Below are 21,829 nucleotides of genomic sequence, written 5' to 3' on the forward strand. Positions count from 1 at the left end.
CACCATCGCGAGCAAGCCCGCGCCCACAATGGATCTGTGTCGAACGCAAATTTTCGGTTCACTGGAGATCAACTGTGGGAGCGGGCTTGCTCGCGAACCGCGCAGCGGTCATTCACTGCAAACCGCTAAGCCCGACTCCGCAACCACTGCAAAAACCCCTTCTTCTCCACCACCTTCGGCGCTTCCTGGGTCAACGACTGCGCCTTGTGCAAGCGGAAATCCAGCAGCGCCTTCATCGCTTCACCAATGTCGTGCCGCGCATCCAGGCACGGTTTGAGGTAGTCCTTCTCGATCCGGTACAAACTGCAGGCCGTCTTGGCGGTGAAGTCCGCCGGCAGCGCCGTGTCCGACAGAATTCCGCCCTCGCCGATCACCTCGCCCGGCCCCATGCGTCCGGACTCGAACTTGACCCCGGCGCGACTCAGCGCCACCGACACCACGCCGGATTCGATGATGAACAAATGATCGCTGACCTCCCCCGCCGGCAGGATCATTTCCCCGGGACGGAAGGTTTGCAGGGTCATGTGCTGGCTGAAAGTTTCTTTCTCTTCCTGGCGCAGGGTCGAGAAGATGGCCGAACTTTCCAGCAACGCCCTTGGGCGTGACAGACCCACCGGTGCATTCGATTCGACGTTGGACAACAGGCTCACACCCGACGCCTGCAAGTGCCGGAACGCAAGGTCGAACAGCAGATTGCGCACCATGCGTTTCTGATCCATCGAGACCACAAAGCCGCTGATTTCGTATTCCACGCCGGTAGCACTCGAACCTTTCAGTGAAACGCTCGGCGCCGGTTTGCTCAACAGATAACGGCAACCCTCCATCGCCCGTTCCAACGCATCGATGACCGTTTGCGGTCGTGCGTGCGGGCTGACTTGCAGGCTGATCGAGACGCCGAACATGTCGCTCGGCCGGCTGAAGTTGATGATCTTGGCCTTGGCCGCCAGCGAGTTGGGGATCACCGCCATACTGCCCTGGGCGGTTTGCAGGCGCGTGGCGCGCCAGTCGATATCGGTGACCCGGCCTTCGGTGCCGTCGATGGAGATCCAGTCATCCAGTTGGTAGGGTTTGGTGGTGTTGAGGACGATCCCGGAGAACACGTCACTGAGGGTGCTTTGCAACGCCAGGCCTACAATGATTGCCAACGCACCGGAGGTGGCCAGCACGCCTTTGACCGGCAGGTCGAGCACGTAGGCCAGCGCCGCGATGATCGCGATCAGGAAAATCACCGCGCCGAGCAAATCCTGGAGCAAGCGTCCGGTGTGCCCGACCCGCTGCATCATCACCGCACCGATCAGCACTGTCAGGGTCCGTGCGCCGAACAGCCACCAGCCAATCTGCAAACCGGTCGCCGCCAGGTGCAGCGGCACATTGTCGGCCCAGGGCGGGGGTTCCAACGGGTTCAAACCTTCGTTGAACAACAGGATGCTGAACAGCGAAAAAATAAGCACCCGCACCACCAGTTTCCAGTTGCTGCCGCTGGCACTGATCAGGCGCCACAGGCCGAGGTCGATGAGGATCAGGATCAGGGCGCTGACCAGCGGGTGGTTGGTAAGCAATGACAGCATCAAGCAACTCCAGCCATGTACGAATGGGCACAGTGTAGGAGCAAACGCAGGTCTGAGAACAACACAAAACACTGTAGGAACCGGCTTGCTGGCGATGGCGGTCAGACAGTCACCTGTTGCGTGATTGTGAGACCGCTATCGCCAGCAAGCCGGCTCCTGCAAGGGGCGATGTATTTCAGTGATTATTTGCTGTTGGTCAGCGTGTTGTAGCTGGTCATCAAATTGCGGTAGTCCGGGATGTGGTTGGAGAACAGCGTCGCCAGGCCTTCCACGTCGTTGCGCCAGTCGCGGTGCAGTTCACAGGCCAGGCCGAACCAGGTCATCAATTGCGCACCGGAGGACGACATGCGGTCCCAGGCCGATTGGCGGGTCAGCTCGTTGAACGTGCCGGAAGCGTCGGTCACCACGAACACCTCAAAGCCTTCCGCCAGGGCCGACAGCGCCGGGAATGCCACGCACACCTCGGTCACCACGCCGGCGATGATCAGTTGCTTCTTGCCGGTGGCCTTGATCGCCTTGACGAAATCTTCGTTGTCCCAGGCATTGATCTGGCCAGGACGGGCGATGTATGGCGCGTCCGGGAACAGCGCCTTGAGTTCAGGCACCAGCGGACCGTTGGGGCCGGTTTCGAAACTGGTGGTGAGGATCGTCGGCAATTTGAAGTACTTGGCCAGGTCGGCCAGGGCCAGCACGTTGTTCTTGAAACGGTCCGGATCGATGTCCCGCACCAGAGACAGCAGGCCCGCCTGATGATCCACCAACAGAACGGCGGCGTTATCCTTGTCGAGACGCTTGTAAGAAGTAGTCATGGGGTAATCCTCGCTTTTAATCGATGCCGAACAGTTCGGCGAACGGGTGTTTTGTTTGATCGTTCAGACGCGGCCAGACAAGCGTAGTCAGTCATGCCTTGCGCGGTGTAACCGTATATCCGTGTTTCAACCGTGCATCTGGCCAAACCGGCCGGACTGGAAGTCAGCAAAAGCCTGGTGAATTTCTTGCTCGCTGTTCATCACGAACGGACCGTGGCCGACGATCGGCTCGTCGATCGGCTCGCCGCTGAGCAGCAACACCACTGCATCGTTATTGGCTTCCAGGCCGATCTGGTTGCCATTGCGTTCGAACAACGCCAGTTGCCCCTCGCGCACCAGCTCCAGGCCGTTGACCTGAACCGTGCCGCGCAGCACGACCAACGCGGTATTGCGACCTTCATGCAGATCGAGGGTCAGCAACTTGCCGCCGTTGAGGCGCAGGTCCCAGACGTCGACCGGGGTGAATGTCCGCGCAGGACCGGTGTGGCCGTCGAACTCGCCGGCGATCAGACGCAGGCTGCCCGCCTTGTCCTTGAGCGGGATGCTCGGGATGTCGCCATCGAGAATCGTCTGGTACCCGGCGTCGGCCATTTTGTCTTTGGCTGGCAGGTTGACCCACAGCTGGACCATTTCCAGGGTGCCACCGGTTTTGGCGAAACCTTCGGAATGGAATTCTTCGTGGAGGATTCCCGAAGCGGCGGTCATCCATTGCACATCGCCCGGGCCGATCTTGCCGCCGCTGCCGGTGGAGTCGCGGTGCTCCAGTTCGCCTTTGTAAACGATAGTCACGGTTTCGAAGCCGCGGTGCGGATGCTGACCAACGCCACGACGCTCGGTGGTCGGGGTGAATTCAGCCGGACCGGCGTGATCCAGCAGCAAAAACGGGCTGATGTGTTTGCCCAGGTTGTCGTAGGAAAACAGCGTACGAACCGGAAAACCGTCGCCGACCCAATGGGTCCGTGGGCTGGTGTAGATGCCGATGATGTTTTTCATGCTGCCTCCAAATCTGTGGTTTGACGCGATGAACAAAGCTTAAAAGCGAACCCTTTGGTGCGCTAGACTGCAAAAATCAGCCTTAGCGTTCTATATGGAGAACGATGGTGGAAGACCTCAACACCCTCTACTACTTCACCCAAGTGGTGGAACATCAGGGTTTCGCCCCAGCCGGGCGGGCACTGGACATGCCCAAATCGAAGCTCAGCCGGCGCATCGCCGAACTTGAAGAGCGCCTCGGCGTGCGCTTGTTGCATCGCACCAGCCGCCATTGTTCGCTGACCGAAATCGGCCAGGCCTATTACCAGCGCTGTCTGGCCATGCGCGTCGAAGCGGAAAGCGCCGCCGAACTGATCGAACGCAACCGCTCCGAACCCCAGGGCCTGGTGCGCATCAGTTGCCCGACCGCGCTGCTCAATTCCTGGGTCGGGCCGATGCTGACCCGCTACATGCTCAAGTACCCGCTGGTGGAGTTGTTCATCGAGAGCACCAATCGCCGGGTCGACCTGATCCACGAGGGCTTCGACATTGCCCTGCGCGTACGTTTTCCACCGCTGGAAAACACCGACATGGTGATGAAGGTGCTGGGTAACAGCACCCAATGCCTGGTGGGCAGCCCGGCCTTTGCCGAGCGTTTGTCGAAGCCCGCCTCCCCGGCCGACCTCAGCGGTTTGCCCAGCGTGCATTGGGGGGCTGCGCAACGTGAATACCAGTGGGAGTTGTTCGGCGCGAACGGCGCCAGCGCGCTGATCCGGCACGCGCCGCGCATGGTCACCGATGACCTGCTGGCCTTGCGTCACGCGGTGCTCGCGGGCATCGGCGTCGCGCACCTGCCCTGCGTGGTGGTACGCGATGACATCGCCGCCGGACGCTTGGTGGAACTGGTGCCGGGCTGGGCGCCCAAGTGCGGGATCGTCCACGCGATCTTTCCGTCGCGCCGTGGATTGCTGCCGTCAGTGCGGGCGTTGATCGACTTTCTGGGGGAGGAATTCAGTCACAGCGATATTGCGTGAAGGACTCGACACACGGGGCTGGCAGAGTTTTTATTTCGGACATAATATCAGCGCAGATTACAACCATAATATCTGCGCTCGTCCGAGGACATGATCATGCAAAGCCCTAACCGAGAAGCCACCCTCGCCCAATGGATTGCTCAGGAAGATGCCATGCGCGCCCGTCTGGCTGCTCCCGGCAGTCTGTCGATGGCCGAGGTCAGCGCGCTGTCGCCCAGCGAATTTTTCGACGGCATCGGCAACGGTGAACTGCCCTCGCCGCCCATTGGCACGCTGATGGATTTCATCCCCATCGAATGGTCGGCCGGGCTGTTTATCTTTCAGGGCACGCCGGATTCGCGGCATTACAACCCGCTGGGCAGCGTACATGGCGGTTATGCGGCGACCTTGCTGGATTCGTGCATGGGTTGCGCCATTCACACGCAGCTGAAAAAGGGCCAGGGGTATACGACGCTGGATCTGCGCATCAGCTATGTTCGTGCGTTGACCGGCGCCAGTGGACCGGTGCGGGCCGAGGGCAAGATTGTCCATCTGGGACGCTCGACGGCGCTGGCCGAGGGGCGGATTTACGATGTGGATGGGCGGTTGTATGCGACGGGGTCGACGACTTGCATGATTCTTGAGGCGCGGGGGTAAGTCTTCAGACCGAGTCGTGGTCTTCGCGAGCAAGCCCGCTCCCACATTTGATCTGTGTCGGACACAAAATTTGTATTCACTGCAGATCAAATGTGGGAGCGGGCTTGCTCGCGATGTGGCCAGATCCACCACCATCAATCCCCCAGACTCCCCTCGATTCATGACTTGCGGTAAACATTGCTTTGCCCCACCAGCGGTTTTTCTCAAGGATGCGCACGCGGATACTCGTGCCCATTCCCACTGCAAACCCTGGAGTCATAGATGTCTATTCCCGCATTCGGTCTCGGTACGTTTCGCTTGCAAGGCCAGGTGGTCATCGATTCGGTGAGCACCGGCCTGGCGCTGGGCTATCGGGTCATCGATACCGCGCAGATCTACGAGAACGAAGCCGAGGTCGGCGAGGCCATCGCAGCCAGCGGCGTCGCCCGTGAAGAGCTGTTCATCACCAGCAAGATCTGGATCGCCAACTTCGCCAAGGATCGCTTGATCGACAGCCTCAAGGAGAGCCTGCAAAAGCTGCAAATCGACTACCTGGACCTGACCCTGATTCACTGGCCGTCGCCGGAAGACCAGGTGCCGGTCGAGGAATTCATGGGCGCCCTGCTCGAAGCCAGACAGCTCGGTCTGACCCGCCAGATCGGCGTTTCCAACTTCACCGTCGACCTGATGAAACAGGCGATTGCCGCCATTGGTGCCGAACACATCGCGACCAACCAGATCGAACTGCACCCGTACCTGCAAAACCGCAAGGTCGTCGAGTTCGCACAAAGCCAGGGCATACAGATCACTTCCTACATGACCCTGGCGTATGGCGAAGTACTGAAAGACCCGGTCATCCAGCAGATCGCCGATCGCCTGCAAGCAACGCCCGCGCAAGTGACGCTGGCCTGGGCGATGCAACTCGGTTACGCGGTGATTCCTTCGTCCACCAAACGCACCAACCTGCAAAGCAATCTGAAAGCCTGCGACCTGACCCTGAGCGACGCCGACATGGCGCTGATCGCCGGTCTTGATCGCGGCCAGCGCCTGACCAGCCCCAAAGGCATCGCGCCGCACTGGGATTGACCGTCAACCCTGCGCCAGGCTTTGGTCCAGCCGCATCATGGCCTGTTGCAACTGGTCGACCGCGACGTCGATCTGCGCAGCATGGCCTTCCCTGCACGCACACTCCAGTGCCTCGCAACACTCGATCAGGCTGACCGCCCGAACCATCAACGCCCCGCCCTTGATACGGTGCGCGAGCGTGTAAAGCACCTGCTGCTCGCCGCTCGCATGCGCCTCGAGCAGTTCATCGCGATCCGTGCGATTGGTCATGACCACGTCGCGTAGCAATTGCGTGATCAATTCATGATCGCCGCCGACGTATTGCAGCAGACCGCTCAGATCGATCTCGGTGTTTGAAGGTGCTTCGGTGGTCGATTCCTGGCCGCCGGTAAATTTCGAGGCCAACCAGGCACTCAGATCCGGCAGGCCGATCGGTTTGAACAGGCAGTCGTCCATGCCCGCCTCCAGGCAACGGGCTTTCTCATCGGGCTGCGCATTGGCGGTCAACCCCAGAATCAGCGTTGGCGGCAATCCTTGCGCACGCTCTTCATCGCGTATCGCCCCCGTCAACTCATACCCGTTGAGCACCGGCATGTTGCAATCGGTCATGACCACATCGAATTGAAATTCGCGCCACCGCTCCAACCCTTGCCGCCCCTCTTCGGCGACTATCACGCTATGCCCCAGATAGCCCAGCTGCCGAGACATCAACAGTCGATTGGCCGAGTAGTCATCGACCACCAGAATCGTCAGCGGACGCGTCTGCGGCAGCCCTTTGTCTTCGGACACAACGCAAGAGGGCAGCGCAGGCAACAGGGGCAGTTCGAGGCAGACATCGATCCGCGTACCACGTCCAAGCGTGCTTTCGAGGAGCAACCGCCCGCCCATCATTTCGCATAAAGTCCGGCTGATCACTAACCCCAGCCCGGAACCTTGCCGGCCTGAATGCGGATTGTTACCGGCCTGCACGAACGAACTGAACAGTCGCTGCTGATCGAGTGCGCTGATGCCAATGCCGGTGTCTGCAATGCGCACGCTGACCGCCAGATGCCCCGCCACGCCAGGTTCGACCCGCAGCGTCAGGCTCACTTCGCCTTCGCCGGTAAACTTGATCGCGTTGCCCAGCAAATTGGACAGCACCTGCTTGAAGCGCGTGGGGTCGATCAACACATCGCAATCGCTTCGATCGCCCAGTTCGACACGCCACTCCAGGTTTTTCTGCCGCGCCAGACCTTCAAAAACCCGGCATACCGACTCGACCAGCGAGCGCAAATTGGCCCGTTCCGGTGTCAGGGACAAATGCCCGGACTCGATACGCGCGATGTCCAGAATGTCGCCAATCAACGCCAGCAATTGTTGGCCGGCACTGGACGCCACTTCGATGGCCGGGCGGTCAATAACGCCTTCATCCGCTCGTTTCAATGCCAGTTCAAGCATGCCTAGCAGCGCATTCATCGGCGTGCGGATTTCATGGCTCATGGTTGCCAGAAACGTGGTTTTCGCACGGTTGGCGTCGTCCGCGGCGTCCTTGGCGTCCTGCAACTGACTGAGCAATTGCTGACGCAGACGAATCTGTCGACGCTGCCAGGCGATCCAGGCCAGCGCCAGCAACAACAAGGCGCCGGCGGCGGCAAAGGCCTGGAAAATGTCCCGGCGATGGCCCAGCCAGAAGCTTGGCTCGACCATCAGGTCATTGCGCCAGTAGCCCGTCATTTCATCGATTTCTTCCGGTGGAATGCTGAGCAGCGCCTTGTCCAGAATCGAATGCAGCAGGACCGCCTCACGACCGGTCGCCAGGGTGGCACGGGCCGGGTCGGTGCCGACGGTGCTGGTCACCTGCAACTGGTCCCGATACTGCCGGGAAATCATGACCCTCGCACCGATCAGCGAGTTGATGCCGCCGTCAGCCTTGCCTTGGGCAACCAGTTCCATCGCTTGCGCCGTCAATGACGCATTGACCAGTTCAATGTGCGGAAAGTGCTGACGAATGAATTCACCGGCACTGTTGCCCTGGGTGATGGCCAGCGTTTTCCCCGCCATGTCATCCAGTGTTCGGGGACTGCCCGGCTCAATACGTGTCACCAGCACATTAGGGCTGGTCAAAAACGGTCGGGTAAAGCGCAACTCGGTTTCACGTTCGATGCTGGGGCTGATCCCGGCGACCAGATCGATCTGTCCGGTCTTGATCCATTCCAGCATTTCAGCCACTGACCGGATGGGTTGAATGTCGAACTTCAGGCCTGTGCGCAGACTGATTTTTGCCAACACATCAATGCTGATGCCCCGGTACTTACCCTCACTGTCGCGAAAGGAAATCGGCATGAGGTTTTCGTTGATCGCCACTCGCACGCGCGGATGATCGTCGATCCAGCGTTGCTCGAGCACGCTGAAGAGCGGGGCCTGAGTACCTGCGATGGAGGTCCCGCTGCCGCCCCATCGACGCAGGATGTTCATCCGTTCATTGGTCGGGATCGCCGTCAGCGCCCGGTTGACGATGCGTTGCAGCTGAAGATTGTCGCGGCTCATGGCGAACGCGAAACGCCCGGACTCCAGAAGCGCAAAATCGGCCAGTTGAACATTGTTGAGGTAGTTTTTGCTGATCAGGTAGTTGGCGCTGATGGCATCGCTGAGGACAGCGTCCGCCTGACGGAACGCTACGGCCCCCACTGCTTCAAGCGTCGAGGGAAACAGCTCGACATCCGCCTTGGGATAAAACGCCCGCACGTGCTGCTCGGGCAAATAGTGGTAGAGCATCGCCAGCCGTTTGCCGGCCAGGTCAGGGTCGAGCGGCGCAGCCGAATCCGTGCGGGTCAGCACGACGGGTTGATCGTCCGCATAGGCGCCGGACATCCGCAACTGCGGGTCCTCGACCTCGTAACGATTGGCAGTTGCCAGCAGATCAGCCTTGCCTTCCTTGATCGCCCGCACTGCCTCGCCCCGCGATTTGTAGCGGCGAACATCGATTTCCACGTGCAATAGCTGCTTGAGCAGCCCGGCATAATCAGCCGTCAATCCTTCGTAATCCGTGCCGGTGGTGGTGATGTCGAAGGGCGGATAATCCGGCGCCGAGATGGCCAGCAACAACCGGCCCTTTTGCCGCAGCAACCGCGAGTCGGCATCCGAGAGTTTGACGTCATAGCCGTCGACGGTGGAGCGTCCCAGCAATGTCAGGGTTTGCGGTTGTGCGCAGACGCTGGATATCCATAGACAACCCAGCAGCGCGAGAAGTAGCAGGCAACGCGGACGTCGGAAGGTCTTCATTCAGATCAAATGATTGCGTTTGGCGAAATGACTCAGGTGAACATTGGATTCAATGTTGAGTTTTTCTTTCAGCCGGGTCTTGTAGGTGCTGGTGGTCTTGGGACTCAGGTTCATGAGTTCGGCGATTGCCTTGTTGCCCAATCCCTTGGCCAGGTACAGCAGGATGGTCAGTTCGCGGTCGGAGAGATTGTCGATCAACTCATTCTCGCTGCGTTGCATTGTGCTCAGCGCCACCGAACTCGACGGCAGCTTGGCGAAATAGGTGTAACCGGCCATCACCGCGAGTACCGCTTCGTGCAAATGCTGCAAATCGTTGGCCTTGGAAACATACGCCCTGGCGCCGGCACGCATGCAACGGTCTTGATAAAACCGGGGGTCTTGCCCGGTGAAAACCAGTACTCGGCATCGCTCGTCACTGGCCTGGATGCGAGCCAGTACTTCCAACCCGCCGAGACCGGGCATCGTCAGATCCAGCACCAACAGGCCAGGTTTATTCGCACGGATCGCGGAAAAGACCTCGTTGCCGCTGGATACCTCGTGAATCGGATCAAACCCCTCCTGTCTAAGCAGGATTCTGACGGCTGCGCGAACCACCGGATGGTCGTCCGCGACCACCACTGATCTCGCTGGCTTCATGGCAACTCCTGTGCAAAGGCACGACAATTGAGCAATCAATACCCATGAACCAGGTCCGGGTAGTACGTAGGGCTGCGCGAAGACTGTTGCATGGATATCCGCGCCAGACTACCTGACAGAAATGACAGTGCCGACGAACGGTAATCGAGGATCAACCGCTGTCATCAACCGCTGAATGCACGCCAGATCAGGCAGCGCGGCGAGGCTCATCTGAACCTTCTGCTGGCCGCAGGCAGGGATCGACGGCCACTTCATCTGCTCGCCGTCATAGATCAATGCGTGGTGAACCTGTGGGTTATCGAGGAAGAAACCGGGCAGGTCGAACGCTTCACCCGCCAGCGAGGCATTGATGACCACCAGATCAAAAGGCTCGCTCCCGTAATCGACCAGCGTCAGCAATTCCGCAAGGTCTTGAACCGGTGCCACGCGGTAGTAGTCGAGCCGGTTGAACAGGCGCTCGATTCTCAGCCGCTGGAAATGCTGCTCGTCGGCAATCAGGATACGTAACGCTTTGTTCGGCAACCGGGGCCCCCAGGAGGGTTTCAGATTCGTGAGGCTGCAAGGCTACGGAAGAGCCAACGAGCTTTCTGTAGGACTATTCCTAAAATCCAGGACGCCGGAGGGGGAAAATAAAGTCAAAAGATCGCAGCCTGCGGCAGCTCCTACAGGATTGCGGCGTACCGTGTAGGCGCTGCCGCAGGCTGCGATCTTTTACCCTCCGCACCATTACTCTGTCGTACTCGGACTCCAGAACGCCTGCACCACCAGCGTCGACGTCGAAATCCGCGCCACCAGTGCGTCCAGTTCATCCCCGTCCACCGACGTCGTCGCGAGCGTCGCTTCCACCTCGATTTCCTCGGTGCCGAATGCGTGTACGTCCACATCGCTCGCCGGGTAATTGCTGCGTTCGAGTTCCGCCTCGAGCAGCGCCAGTACTGCTTTCTGCTGCGAACGTCGGGCGATCACGTAAACGATGTTGGTGACTTCAGCCGAAATCACATCCAGCGGCTGACGGTTGATGTTATTGACGATCGGCCGCAGCAAGGTATTGGCCGCCAGCACGAACAGCGTACCGAGCAAGGCTTCAAGGACCAGGTCGGCACCGGCGCAGGCACCGACCGCCGCCGAGGCCCAAAGCGTTGCCGCAGTGTTGAGGCCACGCACGTTGCCCTCTTCGCGCATGATCACCCCGGCACCGAGAAAGCCGATGCCGGAGACCACGTAGGCGACCACCCGCACCGCCCCTTCGGCGCCGCCGAGGCGGTTGGCCATGTCGACGAAAATCGCCGCGCCCACCGCCACCAGCACATTGGTGCGCAGGCCGGCGGTGCGTTGACGGTATTGGCGTTCGAAGCCGATCAGGCCACCGAGGATGAAGGCCGCGCTGAGGCTGACCAGTGTGTCGACCAGCGAGGTCAGGTTGATGTTGTTGAGTGCTTGCATGATGAATCCTTTGAAAAACACACGCCCCCTGTGGGAGCGGGCTTGCTCGCGAAAGCGGTGGGTCAGTCAATGATGATGGTGACTGATACATCGCATTCGCGAGCAAGCCCGCTCCCACAAGGAGATTGTTGTACTGCGGCATTACTGCCAGCCGAACCGGCGGATATAGAACCCCTTCACGGCCTGGGTCAGCGCCATGTACGCCAGCAGAATCACCGGCAGGAACACGAAGTACAGCGATGGCAGCGCCTGCAGTTTGAAGTAGTGCGCCAGCGGTCCCATCGGCAGGAAAATCCCCACGGCCATGATGATCCCGGTCATCACCATCAGCGGCATGGCCGCACGGCTTTGCAGGAACGGAATCTTCGGCGTACGGATCATGTGCACGATCAGCGTCTGCGTCAGCAGCCCGACCACGAACCAGCCGGACTGGAACAGGGTTTGATGGTCCGGGGTATTGGCGTCGAACACGTACCACATCAAGGCGAACGTGGTGATGTCGAAGATCGAACTGATCGGCCCGAAAAACAGCATGAAGCGCCCGACGTCCGCCGGCTGCCAGCGCTGGGGTTGCTTGAGCATGTCTTCATCGACGTTATCGAACGGGATGGCGATCTGCGAAATGTCGTAAAGCAGGTTCTGCACCAGCAGGTGCATCGGCAGCATCGGCAGGAACGGGATGAACGCGCTGGCCACCAGCACCGAGAACACGTTGCCGAAGTTCGAACTCGCGGTCATTTTGATGTACTTGAGCATGTTGGCGAAGGTGCGGCGCCCTTCCAGCACGCCCTCCTCCAGCACCATCAGGCTTTTCTCCAGCAGGATGATGTCCGCCGCTTCCTTGGCGATGTCCACGGCGCTGTCCACCGAGATACCGATGTCGGCGGTGCGCAGGGCTGGGGCGTCGTTGATGCCATCGCCCATGAACCCGACCACGTGGCCGTTGCCTTTGAGCAGACGAACGATGCGTTCCTTGTGCGACGGCGTCAGTTTGGCGAAGACGTTGGTGGTCTCCACCTCCCGCGCCAGTTCAGCGTCCGTCATGCGCTCGATGTCGTTGCCCATCAGCAGCCCTTGCTGCTCCAGGCCGACTTCGCGGCAGATCTTCGCGGTCACCAGTTCGTTGTCGCCGGTCAGCACTTTCACCGCCACACCATGTGCGGCCAGCGCTTTCAAGGCCGGCGCAGTGCTTTCCTTCGGCGGATCGAGAAACGCCACGTAACCGATCAGCGTCAGGGCCTGCTCATCCGCCAGGCTGTAAGTGTCGCGCCCCTCGATCATTGGCCGCGCGGCAACCGCCACCACCCGCAGCCCTTCGGCATTGAACGAGGCGGTGACCTGACGAATTTGCGCCAGCAGTTCATCGCTCAGTGCTTCATCGTGTTCGCCGTGACGCACCCGCGTGCACACCGCCAACACCTCTTCCACCGCACCTTTGCAGATCAACAGATGCGGTTGACCGCGCTCGGCAACCACCACCGACATGCGCCGCCGGGTGAAGTCGAACGGGATCTCGTCGACTTTGTGAAACGCCGTGCCGACTTTCAGCTCACGGTGGATTTCGACGTGTTCGAGCACCGCCACGTCCAGCAGGTTTTTCAGGCCGGTCTGGTAGTAGCTGTTGAGGTAGGCCATTTCCAGCACGTCGTCGGAGTCGTTGCCCCAGACGTCGACGTTGCGCGCCAGAAAGATTTTGTCCTGGGTCAGGGTGCCGGTCTTGTCCGTGCACAGCACGTCCATGGCGCCGAAGTTCTGGATCGCGTCGAGGCGCTTGATGATGACTTTTTTGCGCGACAGGAACACCGCACCTTTCGCCAGCGTCGAGGTGACGATCATCGGCAGCATTTCCGGGGTCAGACCCACGGCAATCGACAGCGCGAACAGCAGCGCTTCGGTCCAGTCGCCTTTGGTGAAACCGTTGATGAACAGCACCAGCGGCGCCATGACGAACATGAAGCGGATCAGCAGCCAGCTGACTTTGTTGACCCCGGTCTGGAACGACGTCGGCGCGCGGTCGGTAGCACTGACCCGCTGGGCCAGCGCACCGAAATAGGTGCTGTTGCCCGTGGTCAGAGTCACCGCAATCGCGGTCCCGGACACCACGTTGGTGCCCATGAACAGGATGTTGTCGAGGTCCAGCGGGTTGCTCGTGTCGCTGTCCTGCTGGCGAGGGAATTTTTCCACCGGCATCGATTCACCGGTCATGGCTGCCTGACTGACGAACAGGTCCTTGGCGTTAAGCACCCGGCAATCGGCGGGAATCATGTCGCCGGCCGAGAGCACGATCAGATCGCCCGGCACCAACAATTTGATCGGCACTTCGGTTCGCAGGGCATCGCGACGCATCACCGTGGCGGTGTTGCTGACCATCGCCTTGAGCGCATCGGCCGCCTGGTTGGATTTGGTTTCCTGCCAGAAGCGCAGCAGTGTCGAGAGCACCACCATCGAGAAAATCACGATGGCGGCTTTCATGTCTTCGGTCAGCCAGGAGATGACCGCGAGCAATGTCAGCAGCAGGTTGAACGGATTTTTGTAGCAGTGCCACAGGTGAATCCACCACGGCAGCGGTTGCTCGTGCTCGACTTCGTTGAGACCGAATTGCACGCGCAATGCATCGGCTTCGGCTTCGCTCAGGCCGTCAGTGTGGCTGTTCAGGTTGTCCAGCAGTTGGTCAGTGTCGCTGTTGGCGGCGCTCACCAGGGTTTGCGCCAGTGTCGGCGGCACCTCGCGGCTGACCGTGGTTTCAGTGAAGTTTTCCAGCAGCGCCAGGCGACGGAAGTGTCGGGCGATGTGGCGGGTACGCAAGAATCCGGCGAAGAATTCCTTGAGCAAGGTCAGGTTCATGGCAGTTCCCCCAGGGTCAGCCGGGAAACCTTCCAGCAGGCGTGTCGGTGCGCCGCGATGACGACAACAAGTCGAACATCACGCACGGTTCAGCGTCGATGAGAGGACGTCGGGACACGGACCATGACTGGCCGCGATCGGGAGGCCGCTGCTCGCTTTTTCGGCGAGACAACGGCACAAGAAATGTGCGCGTTATCTTGCCGAGGATGTGCCGGTTACTGGAACCGGCCGACTACTGTCACTCGAACAAGTACCCACTGTGGGTCTCCGCTATTGATGAAAACGCGCGAAGCTTACGCCCCGATTTGTGGAGAGTAAACGAAGGATTGGCAAGTCGTTGGGGAATTGCGGGGTTCTTCAGGAAGGGTTCAGGATTCGATATTTTGTGCTGTTGTTCAGACCGCTATCGCCAGCAAGCCGGCTCCTACAGGTGATCGCATTCCCCTGTGGGAGCCGGCTTGCTGGCGATGGCGGCCTGACAAGCGCCAAAGATCCTAACTGGCTGTCGCCAACAACAAATCCATCACCGAACGACCATGCCCCCGGCTCTTGCCATGCTCATACAATGACCCGGCGATCTCATCCGCACGAATCGGCAGGATCGACAACAGGGTGTCGCTCAAACCATGGCTCGCCTGGCAGAAGCCCTGCATGTAGATGCCCGCCTTGCAGCGTTCGTCGGTGATCAGTTTGTAGTTGCGGTCCACCTCGAATTCACCGAGGTATTGCTCCAGCGGCGCCAACAGTTTGCGGTGCATCTGACGTTCATAACCGGTGGCCAGTACCACGGCGTCGTAATGACGGACCGTGACTTCGCCGGTCGCATTGTTACGCAGGGCCAGTTCGATGCCGCGCTCGTTGGCGATGGCCTTTTCGATAGTGGTCAAGGTACGGAAGGCATGACGGGCAATGCCCGAGACTTTCTGGCGATAGAAGATGCCGTAGATGCGTTCGATCAGGTCAATGTCCACCACCGAATAGTTGGTGTTGTGGTACTCGTTGACCAGACGCTCACGCTCGCTGCTCGCCTGCTGGAACACCAGGTCGGTGAATTCCGGCGAGAACACTTCGTTGACGAACGGGCTATCGTCCGCCGGCTTCAGCGCCGAACCGCGCAGGATCATGTCCACCTGCACCGACGGGAAGCTGTCGTTCAGATCGATGAAGGCTTCCGCCGCGCTCTGCCCGCCACCGATGATCGCAATGCTCATCGGTTGATTGTTCACGCATGGCTGCTTGGCCATCTGCGCCAGGTACTGCGAGTGGTGGAACACCCGGCCGTCATCCTTCAGCGCCTTGAACGCTTCGGGAATGCGCGGTGTACCACCGGCGCTGACCACCACCGAACGGGCAGTGCGCACGTGTTGCTGGCCCTGGGTATCGCGGGAGATCACACGCAGCGCTTCGACCTGCTGGTTGTGCAACACCGGCTCGATGGTCAGCACTTCTTCGCCATAACGGCTCTGTTCGGCAAACTGCCCGGCGACCCAGCACAGGTAGTCGTTGTACTCCATGCGGCACGGATAGAAGGTGCCGAGGTTGATGAAGTCCACCAGACGGCCGTGGTGCTTGAGGTAGTTGACGAAGGAATACGGGCTGGTCGGGTTGCGCAGGGTCACCAGGTCCTTGAGGAAGGAGATCTGCAATTCGCTCTGGGTCACCAGGGTGTTGCCGTGCCAGCGATAGTCCGCCTGCTTGTCGAGAAACAGAACATCCAGCTCGCCCTGACTCGGCCCGCGCTCTTGCAGAGCGATGGCCAGCGCCAGGTTCGAAGGGCCGAAACCGACGCCGATCAGGTCGTGAACGATGGGCGATGCAATTGCCTGTGTCATTTCCAGTGTCCTCTGGATGAACCCCTCAACAAGGGGAGGAAGCCTAAGTGACCTGGCGATCCTTGGGAGCACAGCAGGTCGTCTGTTGAGTAGGAACGAGGACAATGAAATAAAATTTAACAACAAACGCTCAGTGGGCGTCCCATTGCAGCATCCGCACCCGGCAATGCTTCATCGCATTGACGATGTGCTTTTCCACCAACGCGCGGGAAATGCCCAGGTGTTCGGCGATCTCCGAATGTGACAGGCCTTCAATCTTGCGCAGCAGGAAACTCTCGCGGCACAGCCGTGGCAACTCCGCCAACGCACGCTGGAGCATCTCCAGGCGCTGGCCGTGATCGAGGCAGTTGTGAGGGGACGGGGTGAAGTAGCGCTCTTCGTTGTCGAGCACTTCCAGCGATTCGACCTGACGCAAGGCATTGCGCCGATGGTCGTCGATCACCAGGTTCAGCGCGGTGCGATACAGGAAAGCCCGGGGCTGCTCGATCGGCGTGTCGCTGGAACGTTCCAGGACCCGCACATAAGCGTCATGCACCACATCTTCGGCCACCTGACGGTTGCCCAGCTTGGCGTTGAGGAAACACACCAGCTCGCGATAGTAGTTTTCCAACCATGACTCCCGGCCGCACGGGTGCGGTTTCTATCCTTGAGCCACCGCAACGACTGCCGAAATGGGCAGTGGCACGATAGTGGCAATTCGAGTGTGTAATTTATAGTAATTCTCATATAGATTTAAAGTATTGCTTCAATTTGCCCGATAAATAGTCTTCGATCTGTTTAATACTCCCTGCTTGCAACCGGCTATTTTATGCACCCGATCCCCTGCAGGAGCCGGCTTGCTGGCGATGGTCGTTAGCGATAACGCGTTCTGCCTGAATCAACGCGGCGCACTTTCGTCCATCGCCAGCAAGCCGGCTCCTACAACGTTTTGTGTTGTGAATATGATCCCAGCCGCTCCCGCAATGTGATTGTGTCGGCTTGTGTCGAGGGCTAAATTCCTCGCCGCGTCCCTCGTTTACAGGACAGCTCCCCGTCTCTGTCGGCTTCCCGACAGCGTTCAACTGTTGCCGAATTTCGTGCGCAGGCTGAGCGACGGGCCGATATCCATTGGCCGGAACCCTGCATGAAACGTCCCCGACAGACCCGACGCGCCCTGCTTGTAGCGCTTTGCCTGATCCCCGTTATCGCTGTGGCTGCCTGGCAGGTCATCCCGCCCGGCCGCGACAAATTCGCCACTGTGCAAGTCAGCCGCGGCGACATCGAAAGCAGCGTCACGGCCCTCGGCACCCTGCAACCTCGACGCTACGTGGACGTCGGTGCGCAGGCGTCCGGGCAGATCCAGAAGATCCATGTGGACGTCGGTGATGTGATCAAGGAAGGCCAGTTGCTGGTGGAAATCGATCCGTCTACGCAACAGGCCAAACTCGACGCCGGGCGATTCTCGATTGAAAACCTCAAGGCCCAACTCGAGGAACAGCGGGCGCAACACGAACTGGCCCGGCAAAAATTCCAGCGTCAGCAGAACCTCAAGGCCGGCGGTGCCACCCGCGAAGAAGACGTGCAAACCGCCCAGGCAGAACTGCGCGCCACCCAGGCGCGCATCGACATGTTCCAGGCGCAGATCCGCCAGGCCCAGGCCAGCCTGCGCAGCGATCAGGCCGAGCTCGGCTACACGCGCATTTACGCACCGATGTCCGGCACCGTTGTTGCACTCGATGCCCGTGAAGGCCAGACCCTGAATGCGCAACAGCAAACGCCGTTGATCCTGCGCATCGCCAAGTTGTCGCCGATGACCGTCTGGGCCGAAGTCTCGGAAGCCGACATCGGTCACGTCAAACCCGGCATGACCGCCTGGTTCACCACACTCAGCGGCGGCAAGCGTCGCTGGAGCAGCACCGTGCGGCAAATTCTGCCGGTGCCGCCCAAGCCGTTGGACCAGACCAGCCAGGGCGGCGGCAGCCCGGCCAGCTCGAGCAAAAGCGGCAGCGCCCGCGTGGTGCTGTACACCGTGTTGCTCGACGTCGACAACGCTGATAACGCGCTGATGGCGGAAATGACCACCCAGGTGTTCTTCGTTTCCGACCAGGCAAAAGGCGTGCTCACCGCGCCCGTCGCCGCGTTGCAAGGCGGTACGCAACCGAACATCCAGACCGCTCGGGTCGTGGCCAAAAACGGTGCTATCGAGCAACGCGAGGTGCGTACGGGGATAAGCGATCGCCTGCGGGTGCAAATCCTTGACGGCCTGCAGGAAGGCGATCACCTGTTGATCGGCCCGGCCGACGGGAGTGGCGGCTGAATGCTGACGCCCCTGATCGACCTGCAGGACATCCGCAAATCCTACGGCGGCGGCGATTCACCACAGGTTCACGTGTTGCGCGGCATCGACCTGTCGATCCATGCCGGTGAATTCGTGGCGATTGTCGGCGCCTCCGGTTCCGGCAAATCGACGCTGATGAATATCCTCGGCTGCCTCGACCGCCCGACCTCGGGCGAATACCGTTTCGCCGGGGAAAACGTCGCCGCACTCGACAGCGACGAACTGGCCTGGCTGCGTCGCGAAGCCTTTGGCTTTGTGTTCCAGGGCTACCACCTGATCCCGTCCGGCTCGGCCCAGGAAAACGTCGAGATGCCGGCGATCTACGCAGGCTTGCCGGCCGCCGAACGCCACGCCCGCGCCGCCGCCCTGCTCGACCGCCTCGGCCTGGCCTCGCGCACCGGCAACCGCCCGCATCAACTCTCCGGCGGCCAACAGCAACGCGTCTCCATCGCCCGTGCCTTGATGAACGGCGGCCACATCATCCTCGCCGACGAACCTACCGGCGCCCTCGACAGCCACAGCGGCGCCGAGGTCATGACCCTGCTCGATGAACTGGCGAGCCAGGGCCACGTGGTCATCCTCATCACCCACGACCGCGAAGTAGCGGCCCGGGCCAAACGCATCATCGAAATCCGCGACGGGTTGATCATCAGCGACAGCGCCCATGACAACCCGGACGTGCAAACCTCGGCCAACCCCGGCGCCCTGCAAGCGGTCGATCTGCGCAAGCGCCTGAGCGAAGGCGCTGAAGCCACCGGGGCCTGGAAAGGCGAACTGGTGGACGCCGTGCATGCCGCGTGGCGGGTGATGTGGATCAACAAGTTCCGCACCGCCCTGACGCTGCTCGGGATCATCATCGGCGTCGCATCAGTGGTGGTGATGCTGGCCGTTGGCGAGGGCAGCAAGCGTCAGGTGATGGCGCAAATGGGCGCGTTCGGCTCGAACATCATTTACCTCAGTGGCTCGGCCCCGAACCCGCGAACGCCGCCGGGCATCATCACCCTCGATGACGTCGCGGCGGTGGGCAGCCTGCCGCAGGTGACGCGCATCATGCCGGTCAACGGCGAGGAAGCCGGGGTGCGCTTCGGCAACCTCGACCACTTGAGCTACGTCGGCGGCAACGACACCAACTTCCCGGCGATCTTCAATTGGCCCGTGGTGGAAGGCAGCTATTTCACCCAGGACGATGAACGCAACGCAGCGGCTGTCGCGGTGATCGGCCACAAGGTGCGGACCAAACTGCTCAAGGACGTGGCCAACCCGATCGGCCAATACATCCTGATCGAAAACGTGCCATTCCAGGTGGTCGGCGTGCTCGCGGAAAAAGGTGCCAGCTCCGGCGACACCGACAGCGACGACCGCATCGCCATCCCGTATTCCGCCGCCAGCGTCCGGCTGTTCGGCACTCACAACCCCGAATACGTGGCCATTGCGGCAGCTGATGCGCGCAAGGTCAAAGAAACAGAAATGGCCATCGAACAGCTGATGTTGCGCCTGCACGACGGCAAGAAGGATTTCGAGCTGACCAACAACGCAGCAATGATCCAGGCCGAAGCACGCACGCAAAATACCCTGTCGCTGATGCTCGGTTCGATCGCCGCGATTTCGCTGCTGGTGGGCGGGATTGGCGTGATGAACATCATGCTCATGACCGTGCGCGAACGCACCCGCGAGATCGGCATCCGCATGGCCACCGGCGCCCGACAGCGCGACATCCTGCGCCAGTTCCTCACCGAAGCGGTGATGCTTTCGGTGGTCGGCGGCCTCGCCGGCATTGCCCTCGCGTTGATCGTCGGCGGCGTGCTGATCCTCAGCGAAGTCGCGGTCGCGTTTTCTTTGATAGCGGTACTCGGTGCCTTCGGCTGCGCCTTGGTCACCGGTGTTGTCTTCGGCTTCATGCCGGCTCGCAAAGCTGCCCGGCTCGACCCGGTCACGGCCCTTACCAGTGAATGATCGATCTATGAAAGCGCCACTCAGCCTGTTGACCCTCTGCGTGTTGCTCAGTGCGTGCGCCAGCCCGGACCCGCGTCAGGACAGCGGCCTGCAGCCGCCGCCCGCCTGGCAGTCGGCGCACAGTGAAAACGCCGTGTTGAGCAACGCCCGGTGGTGGACGCACTTTGGCAGCCCGCAGCTCGATCAACTGATTGAACAGGCCCGCGTCGGCAGTTATGACCTGGCGGCCGCACTGGCCCGGGTGCGCCAAGCCCAGGCCACCACCGTGATCGCCGGCGGCTCGCTGTTACCGGAAGTGAAGGCCGCAGGGAACGCCAATCGCCAGAAGCTGATGCGCGGCAACGGCTACAGCCAACTGGACGCCGACGACAGCAACAAGGCCGTGGATTACTTCGACGCCAGCCTCAGCGCCAGTTATGAAATCGATTTCTGGGGCGGCCAGCGCGCCTCCCGCGACAGTGCGCAATTCAGCCTGCGGGCCAGTGAATTCGATCGCGACACGGTGGAATTGACGCTGCTCAGCGCTGTCGCCAGCACCTATGCGCAAGCCCTGTCGCTGCAAGAGCAGCAGCGTATCGCGCAGCTCAATCTGGCGAACGCGCAAAAGGTCTTGAGCCTGGTACAAACCCGCTTCGACTCAGGCTCGGCCACCGCCCTGGAGTTGGCCCAGCAAAAGAGCCTGGTGGCCGCGCAACAACGGCAGCTGCCGCTGGTGCAGCAACAAGCCGACGAAGCGCGAATCACCCTCGCGGCCCTCCTCGGCCGTCCGGTTCAGGAGTTGAAGCTCGACGATCAGCGCTTCGACCAGCTCAATTGGCCGGCCATCGGCGCGGGCGTGCCCAGCGACTTGCTCAACCGCCGCCCGGACATCGCTCGCGCCGAAGCGCAGTTGGCAGCCGCACACGCCGATGTGACCGTGGCCCGGGCGAAAATGCTGCCCACAGTGACCTTGAGCGCCCAGATCGGTTCTGGCGCCGATACCTTCAACGATGTGCTGCGCAGCCCGTTCTACAACCTCACCGCCGGATTGGTCGCGCCGATTTTCAACAACGGCCGTCTCGGCGCCGAACGCGACAAAGCCACGGCCCGTCAGGAAGAACTGCTGGAAACCTACCGTGGCGCAATCATCAACGGCTTTGCCGACGTGGAAAAAGCCCTGACCGGTATTCGCGGACTGGACGCCCAGCGCCAATGGCAGAGTGAAGAGTTGAACCAGGCGCAAACGGCTTTCGACATTGCACAAAGCCGCTATCAGGCTGGGGCCGAGGATTTGCTGACGGTGCTGGAAACCCAGCGCACGCTGTATGCCGCGCAGGATTTGAATGTGCAGCTGCGTCTGGCGAGGTTGCAGGCGAGTGTTGCGTTGTACAAGGCGCTTGGGGGTGGGTGGCAGGTTTTATAGATTGCGGTGTCTGTCAGGCTGCCTTCGCGAGCAAGCCCGCGCCCACATTAGCCCTGCATGCACAGGTCCATTGTGGGA

At 60.7% G+C, this 21,829-nt stretch carries 16 protein-coding genes; 6 read left to right on the top strand and 10 right to left on the bottom strand.

The genetic code is table 11. The annotated features are described in order from the left end of the window. Window positions 1-125: 125 nt before the first annotated feature. The 3 genes from FBY04_RS19015 to FBY04_RS19025 all read right to left on the bottom strand — a co-directional run bounded on the left by FBY04_RS19015 (window position 126) and on the right by FBY04_RS19025 (window position 3,370). Complete coding sequence (locus tag FBY04_RS19015) at window positions 126-1,568, bottom strand: mechanosensitive ion channel domain-containing protein (protein ID WP_145316219.1); 1,443 nt, start codon at window positions 1,566-1,568, stop codon at window positions 126-128. A 182-nt stretch (window positions 1,569-1,750) separates the two neighbouring features. Then, window positions 1,751-2,377 carry an isochorismate family cysteine hydrolase YcaC gene (gene ycaC / locus FBY04_RS19020; RefSeq protein WP_008011497.1) on the bottom strand — a complete coding sequence of 209 codons (627 nt, stop codon included), beginning with the start codon at window positions 2,375-2,377 and terminating at the stop codon, window positions 1,751-1,753. Window positions 2,378-2,503: 126 nt separating this feature from the next. Continuing rightward, the gene (locus FBY04_RS19025) at window positions 2,504-3,370 is read right to left on the bottom strand and encodes a pirin family protein (protein ID WP_145316221.1); all 867 of its coding nucleotides are present in this window, start codon (window positions 3,368-3,370) and stop codon (window positions 2,504-2,506) included. Window positions 3,371-3,474: 104 nt separating this feature from the next. Here FBY04_RS19025 and FBY04_RS19030 point away from each other — a divergent pair, with 104 nt between their 5' ends. The 3 genes from FBY04_RS19030 to dkgB all read left to right on the top strand — a co-directional run bounded on the left by FBY04_RS19030 (window position 3,475) and on the right by dkgB (window position 6,084). After that, the gene (locus tag FBY04_RS19030) at window positions 3,475-4,383 is read left to right on the top strand and encodes a LysR substrate-binding domain-containing protein (protein WP_084321022.1); all 909 of its coding nucleotides are present in this window, start codon (window positions 3,475-3,477) and stop codon (window positions 4,381-4,383) included. 96 nt (window positions 4,384-4,479) lie between these two features. Next, window positions 4,480-5,019, top strand: coding sequence for a PaaI family thioesterase (locus FBY04_RS19035; RefSeq protein WP_017337617.1), 540 nt, complete (start codon window positions 4,480-4,482; stop codon window positions 5,017-5,019). Between the two features lie 261 nt (window positions 5,020-5,280). Continuing rightward, window positions 5,281-6,084, top strand: a complete 804-nt coding sequence (gene dkgB, locus FBY04_RS19040; protein ID WP_145316223.1) for a 2,5-didehydrogluconate reductase DkgB — start codon at window positions 5,281-5,283, stop codon at window positions 6,082-6,084. A 3-nt stretch (window positions 6,085-6,087) separates the two neighbouring features. On the opposite strand, the gene FBY04_RS19045 is transcribed toward dkgB, so the two are convergent. The 7 genes from FBY04_RS19045 to FBY04_RS19080 form a co-directional block, all read right to left on the bottom strand. Continuing rightward, window positions 6,088-9,324 (bottom strand): transporter substrate-binding domain-containing protein, encoded by a 3,237-nt coding sequence (locus FBY04_RS19045; protein ID WP_145316225.1) that lies wholly within the window; start codon window positions 9,322-9,324, stop codon window positions 6,088-6,090. Then, the gene (locus FBY04_RS19050; RefSeq protein WP_145316227.1) at window positions 9,325-9,960 is read right to left on the bottom strand and encodes a response regulator transcription factor; all 636 of its coding nucleotides are present in this window, start codon (window positions 9,958-9,960) and stop codon (window positions 9,325-9,327) included. A gap of 108 nt (window positions 9,961-10,068) precedes the next feature. Further along, window positions 10,069-10,482: a response regulator gene (locus FBY04_RS19055; RefSeq protein WP_145316229.1), complete on the bottom strand. Its 414-nt coding sequence runs from the start codon at window positions 10,480-10,482 to the stop codon at window positions 10,069-10,071. Window positions 10,483-10,686: 204 nt separating this feature from the next. Further along, on the bottom strand, window positions 10,687-11,403 hold the full coding sequence (locus tag FBY04_RS19060; protein ID WP_084321027.1) for an MgtC/SapB family protein: 717 nt from the start codon (window positions 11,401-11,403) through the stop codon (window positions 10,687-10,689). Window positions 11,404-11,544: 141 nt separating this feature from the next. Next, a complete protein-coding gene (gene mgtA / locus FBY04_RS19070; RefSeq protein ID WP_145316231.1) occupies window positions 11,545-14,247 on the bottom strand; it encodes a magnesium-translocating P-type ATPase in 2,703 nt (900 codons plus the stop codon). 494 nt (window positions 14,248-14,741) lie between these two features. Next, window positions 14,742-16,079, bottom strand: coding sequence for a lysine N(6)-hydroxylase/L-ornithine N(5)-oxygenase family protein (locus tag FBY04_RS19075; RefSeq protein WP_145316233.1), 1,338 nt, complete (start codon window positions 16,077-16,079; stop codon window positions 14,742-14,744). 130 nt (window positions 16,080-16,209) lie between these two features. Beyond that, entirely contained in the window at window positions 16,210-16,689 is a 480-nt protein-coding gene (locus tag FBY04_RS19080) for a sigma-70 family RNA polymerase sigma factor (protein ID WP_084321030.1), read from the bottom strand. Window positions 16,690-17,202: 513 nt separating this feature from the next. Between FBY04_RS19080 and FBY04_RS19085 the strand changes: the two genes are divergently transcribed. Genes FBY04_RS19085 through FBY04_RS19095 form a run of 3 tightly spaced genes read left to right on the top strand, consistent with a single transcriptional unit; the run spans window position 17,203 to window position 21,751 of the window. Then, on the top strand, window positions 17,203-18,375 hold the full coding sequence (locus FBY04_RS19085) for an efflux RND transporter periplasmic adaptor subunit (RefSeq protein WP_084321031.1): 1,173 nt from the start codon (window positions 17,203-17,205) through the stop codon (window positions 18,373-18,375). Further along, window positions 18,376-20,349, top strand: a complete 1,974-nt coding sequence (locus FBY04_RS19090; RefSeq protein WP_084321032.1) for a MacB family efflux pump subunit — start codon at window positions 18,376-18,378, stop codon at window positions 20,347-20,349. Between the two features lie 7 nt (window positions 20,350-20,356). Further along, complete coding sequence (locus tag FBY04_RS19095; protein WP_145316235.1) at window positions 20,357-21,751, top strand: efflux transporter outer membrane subunit; 1,395 nt, start codon at window positions 20,357-20,359, stop codon at window positions 21,749-21,751. Window positions 21,752-21,829: the final 78 nt, after the last annotated feature.

The sequence above is a fragment of the Pseudomonas sp. SJZ080 genome (assembly GCF_007828295.1).
In the GTDB taxonomy this organism is placed as follows: Bacteria; Pseudomonadota; Gammaproteobacteria; order Pseudomonadales; family Pseudomonadaceae; genus Aquipseudomonas; species Aquipseudomonas migulae_A.